General features: G+C 61.1%; 4 protein-coding genes. 2 read left to right on the top strand and 2 right to left on the bottom strand.

The window, feature by feature from the left end:
* A partial coding sequence (locus EOA29_RS23780) for a CocE/NonD family hydrolase (protein WP_348628914.1) occupies positions 1 to 2,012 on the top strand: 2,012 nt, incomplete at its 5' end.
* Between the two features lie 725 nt (positions 2,013 to 2,737).
* Here the strand turns inward: EOA29_RS23780 and EOA29_RS23790 are convergent.
* Together EOA29_RS23790 and EOA29_RS43865 are read right to left on the bottom strand one after the other, a co-directional pair.
* Entirely contained in the window at positions 2,738 to 3,925 is a 1,188-nt protein-coding gene (locus tag EOA29_RS23790) for a glycine C-acetyltransferase (protein WP_127221652.1), read from the bottom strand.
* 35 nt (positions 3,926 to 3,960) lie between these two features.
* Positions 3,961 to 4,083, bottom strand: a complete 123-nt coding sequence (locus EOA29_RS43865; RefSeq protein ID WP_281061107.1) for a hypothetical protein — start codon at positions 4,081 to 4,083, stop codon at positions 3,961 to 3,963.
* Between the two features lie 130 nt (positions 4,084 to 4,213).
* Between EOA29_RS43865 and EOA29_RS23795 the strand changes: the two genes are divergently transcribed.
* Positions 4,214 to 5,390, top strand: a 1,177-nt coding sequence (locus EOA29_RS23795) for a GGDEF domain-containing protein (protein WP_145969760.1), incomplete at its 3' end; no start/stop codon positions are given.

A 5,390-nucleotide genomic window follows, 5' to 3' on the forward strand; every position in this document is an offset into this window, starting at 1 on the left:
GACCCCGGCCCGTCAGGCTGATAGAGAATGTGTGGATTCCGCTTTCCGACGGAACCCGCCTGGCTGCGAAGATTTGGCTGCCGGAGAACGCGGCATCCAGCCCGGTTCCAGCAATTGTCGACTACATTCCCTACCGCAAACGTGATGGCACCGTTCTAAGAGACGAGCCGATGTATCGATATTTCGCTTCGCATGGCTACGCGAGCATTCGTATAGACATCAGGGGCACTGGCGATTCCGAGGGCCTATTCGAGGATGAATACGTCAAGCGGGAACAGGACGATGCTGTCGAGGCCATCGCGTGGATCACGCTACAATCCTGGTGTGGCGGCAGTGTTGGAATGATTGGTAAATCGTGGGGTGGGTTTAGCGCTTTGCAAGTTGCGGCGCGCCGGCCTAAGGGTTTAAAGGCGATCATCACAAACTGCTCGACTGACGATCGTTACGGCGACGATGTCCACTATATGGGTGGATGCCTCCTCAACGAGACGGTCTTTTGGGGCGCGTCAATTATCGCGCAAATGGCGCAGTCACCCGATCCGGAGATCGTCGGCAAGGATCGCTGGCGCGCGATGTGGATGGAGCGGTTGGAAAATGCCCGGCCGACTTCGACTGATTGGATTACTCATCAACGCCGAGATTCATTCTGGGAGCATGGCTCCGTCTGCGAAGACTACGGTGCAATCGATTGCGGGGTCTACGCGGTAGGGGGATGGGGAGATGGCTATTCCAACGCCGTGTTCCGGCTTCTGTCAAATCTGAAAGCGCCACGGAAAGGGCTGATTGGACCTTGGGGTCATACATACCCTCATGAGGGTGTCCCCGGTCCCGCCATCGGGTTCCTGCAGGAATGCCTACGCTGGTGGGATTACTGGTTAAAGGACAAGGATACTGGCATCATGCAGGAACCGATGCTGCGTAGCTGGATGATGGACTGGGCGGAGCCTGCCGCGCACTATGATGAGCGGCCTGGACATTGGGTTGCAGATCCCAGCTGGCCGTCTCCGCATGTAACATCACGGGTGTTCCATCTGGGGACCGGCAGGTTGTCCGAGCAGGCGCTGCCGGAAGCCACTCTTGAAATCAGCTCACTCGAAACGGTGGGCATCGCAGGCGGTGAGTGGTGCGCCTATGGAGCCGGGGGGCTTGGTCCTGAGATGCCGCTGGATCAGCGGTGGGACGACGGCGGCTCGTTGATCTTTGACAGCGAGCGTCTGATGGAAGCCACGCCGATTCTGGGCGCGCCTGTCCTTGAATTGGAGATCACGTGCGACAAGCCGACGGCGATCCTCGCGGCGCGTCTCTCCGATGTCAGCCCGTCATCAGGTGAGGTCACGCGGGTCACCTATGGGCTGCTCAATCTGTCGCACCGCGACAACCACGAAAATCTGCAGCCGATGGAAGCTGGAAAACCATACCGTATCCGCCTCGCGATGAACGAGGTCGGCTATACTTTTCCCCCGGGTCATCGGATCCGGCTTTCTGTTTCCACCGCTTATTGGCCGATCGCATTTCCCGCGCCGGAGCACGCCACGTTGACCATAAAGGCGGAAGCCAGCGATTTGCATCTGCCGATCCGAATGCCTCTACCGAGTGACGACGAGCTGCCGGTATTTGACGCGCCGGAGACTTCTCCGCCAATAGCAATCACGGTGTTGAAGCCTGGCAACGTCGAGCGCTTTTTGCGCATGGACGCTTTCCCAACGCGGGTCACCGTCACAGTCAGGCGCGACGATGGCTCCATGCGACTCGACCCCATCGGTACCGTCGTTAGCTTGAAAGAGCACAAAATCTATTCGGTCGCCGAAAACGATCCGACGACAGCCCGTACGGAAGTCTACTGCCGCTATGGTCTGGGTCGCGGAGCCTGGCAGACGGCCGTGGAAGGACGGACAATTATGACTGCGACCAAGTCGGTCTTCCACATGCAGATTGCTTTCGACGCTTTCGAAAACGGCGAGTGCATCTTTTCCAACTCATGGGCTAAAACAATTCCCCGCGACCTCGTCTGAATCGAAGAAAGGGGGCTCCCCGAATAGAAATCGAAAGGGACAATTCGATCACCCGCGGTATCGTAAACAGTGTAAGCGGCCGGCCTTTCTCAGGGCCTGTGCCGCGCTCGAAGTCTCCTACGGCGATTGCGTCGACAAATCGACCGATGCCGGTCGCAGTTGGACTCATCTTGGACTGAGAGAAACCCGCCATATCGGCAAGATCTGCGTAATCCGCACGACCCCGACATCGCCATATTGCGGCGCTCGGCGACGCGTTCGGCCCCAACGAAGAACGGGGCGTGTTCCCGCTCGAACGACGGCGGCAAGACTTGGCAGAATGTCCTCTAACGCATTCCCGACGCCGGCGCCGTCGACATATTGATGGACCCCAATTCTCGTATCCTCTTCGCCACGACCTGGCAGAGTCGGCCGAGCTCCTACGTCGCATGCAAGTGGGCTCTGCTCTACATCGAAAGATGGCTGGCAGCGCCGATGGAGAAGAACGGAGAAGTGGTCGAGCGCGCACGCGGTACCCCGCAAAGGGGCGTAGTTACTCCCTGAACGCAAAAGGTAACTTGGTCGGAGGACGGCGCATTACCATTTGAGGAGGGCGGTTCGCTGCCCATCGCAGGCGTAGTCGGTTGCGCCGGGGATCGAGTGACGGATGGTGATGGTGTCGTCGTCCACCTAGTCTAGTATTTGCGAGTTACGCACGCGTCAGACAGATCGGAAACGAAGGCAGGTTAAGAAAGCAGACCCAGTTCCCTGCCGATCGCGCCGAACGCCTCGACCGCGCGGTCGATGTCGGCGCTCGAATGCGCGGCCGACATCTGCGTGCGGATACGTGCCTGGCCCTTCGGCACCACCGGGAAGGAAAAGCCGATGACGTAGATGCCGCGCTTCAGCATGCGCTGCGCCATCTCCTGCGCCAAAGCAGCGTCGCCAAGCATCACCGGGATGATCGGGTGATCGGCGCCGGCAAGCGTAAAGCCCAGCTTACCCATCTGAGAGCGGAAGCGCTGCGCGTTGGCATATAGGCGCTCGCGCAAGGCGCCGCCATTGCGGACCAGCTCGAACACCTTGATCGAGGCGCCGGCGATCGCCGGCATCAGCGTGTTGGAGAAGAGATAGGGCCGCGAGCGCTGGCGCAGCCAATCGACCACTTGGCTTTTGCCCGAGGTGTAGCCGCCGGAAGCACCGCCCAGCGCCTTGCCGAGCGTGCCGGTGATGATGTCCACCCTGCCCTCGACGCCACAATGCTCGGCCGAGCCGCGGCCGTTCTTGCCGACGAAGCCGACGGCGTGGCTGTCGTCGACCATGACCATGGCGTCGTATTTCTCGGCGAGGTCGCAGACGCCCTTGAGGTTGGCAATGATGCCGTCCATCGAGAACACGCCGTCGGTGGCGATCAGCCGGAAGCGGCATTCCTTCGCCTCCTTCAGCCGCGCTTCGAGATCGGCCATGTCGTTGTTGGCGTAGCGGAAGCGCTTGGCCTTGGACAACCGCACCCCATCGATGATCGAGGCGTGGTTCAGCGCGTCCGAAATGACGGCGTCCTCCTCGCCCAGCAGCGTCTCGAACAGGCCGCCATTGGCGTCGAAGCAGGAGCCGTAGAGGATGGTGTCCTCCATGCCTAGGAAGGACGAGATCGTCGCTTCGAGCTGCTTGTGCTCCTCCTGCGTGCCGCAGATGAAGCGCACCGAGGCCATGCCGTAGCCGTAACGGTCGAGCGCCCGCTTCGCCGCCTCGCGCAACTCGGGACTGTCGGCGAGGCCCAGATAATTGTTGGCGCAGAAATTCAGCACCTTCTGGCCTGCAACCTCGATCTCGGCCGACTGCATCGAGGATATGACCCGCTCTGACTTGTAGAGCCCGGCCGATTTCAGGCCCTGAAGCTCGTTGTCGATGTGGGAGAGAAACGCTGCGCTCATGGTCTGGCCCTGTTCATTTGACGCGGACTGTCGCGCTACGCGGCCGAAAAATCCATCGCAAAAACGACCGCTTCGGTGGCGATGCGAAAGCCTTCCGGCCACGGCGGAGCAACGATGCGCTCAAATGCCGACAACGCTTGAAAGGACGCGATAACCATCTTGTCAGCTTTGTCACGCCGCCAGGATAAGCGCCGCGCCTGCTTGCCGAGCTGTTAACCCTTTCACGTCAAGGCTCTTCCCGCCACGAATCCATGGCAGGAATCCGTCGACCGGAGGGGTCACCGAGTTATGTCGCAGCAGCCAGTGCAGAGCGTTTCGCGCAAGCTGATTCTGCTGATCAAGAGCGGCTACTGGCTGGCGCTCATGATCATCGCCGCCATGGTGATGGCGTCCTTCATCCTTCTGCAGCAGCTAATGGCGCAACAGCAGCACAATGATGCGCTGCTCGACATCGTCTCGACGCAGAAGGCGCTGTCGCAGCGCATCGTCTTCCTGGCGGGCGCCACGGGTGCCGCCTCACGCGACAAGCAGGCGGCGCTCGTCACCGCGCTCAAGCTGGCGACGGCCGAGTTCGAGACCAACTATGACCTGCTGCTCAAGGAGACCGGTGCCGATCCGCTGTCACCGGCGCGCAACGATCCGAAATCGATCGAATACGTGCTGTTCAGCAAGCCGTTCCACCTCGACTATTTCTCGGTCGGCCTGATTGCCAACGGCGAACGGCTGGCCTCGTCCTTCGGATCCCAGCTCGGCATGCAACGCGAGGGCTACAAGGGCGGCGGCGAACGCGCCGGCCTCGACGCCTCCGTCGCCAATGCGACCTTGTCCGGCTATGCCGCGCTCGGCCAGCGCATCAGCGCCTTTGCCAACGAGCGGTCGGACGAGATGCTCGACCTTCACCGCACGCTGTTCTTTGCCACCATCGGCGTCATCGTGCTGGTGGCGCTGTTCATCTTCCGGCCGATGTCGAAGGCCATCCTGCGCAAGACGCACGAGCTGGTCGATGCCCGCAATTCCATGGCCTTCATCGCCGTGCATGACGGCTTGACCGGCCTGCACAACCGCACCTTCCTCACCGATCATTTCGACACGCTGATCAAGGGCGCGCATCGCCGCCGCGAGCGCCTGGCGGTGATCCAGTTCGACCTCGACCGCTTCAAGCAGATCAACGACACGCTGGGGCACGCAGCCGGCGACTATGTGCTTGTCGTCACCGCGCAGCGCATGCGCGATTCCTGCCGCGCATCGGATCTTTGCGCCCGTCTCGGCGGCGACGAGTTCGTGATGATCCTCAACGGCGTCGGCTCCACCGAGGACATCCATGCGCTGGCCAAGCGTATCCTCGGCGAAATCAACGAGCCGATCACCTTCCAGGGCACGACCATCATGCCCGGCGCCAGCGCCGGCATCGCCGTTTACCCCGTCGATGCCGAGAATGCGCAGGACCTGCTTGTCCATGCCGATC

Origin of the sequence: Mesorhizobium sp. M1E.F.Ca.ET.063.01.1.1, from assembly GCF_003998155.1 — a bacterium.
GTDB lineage: Bacteria > Pseudomonadota > Alphaproteobacteria > Rhizobiales > Rhizobiaceae > Mesorhizobium.

Bases quoted from the DNA above. Each gene is read 5' to 3' on its own strand.
- EOA29_RS23790 (WP_127221652.1), bottom strand. From the start codon at position 3,925: ATGAGCGCAGCGTTTCTCTCCCACATCGACAACGAGCTTCAGGGCCTG.
- EOA29_RS43865 (WP_281061107.1), bottom strand. From the start codon at position 4,083: ATGGTTATCGCGTCCTTTCAAGCGTTGTCGGCATTTGAGCGCATCGTT.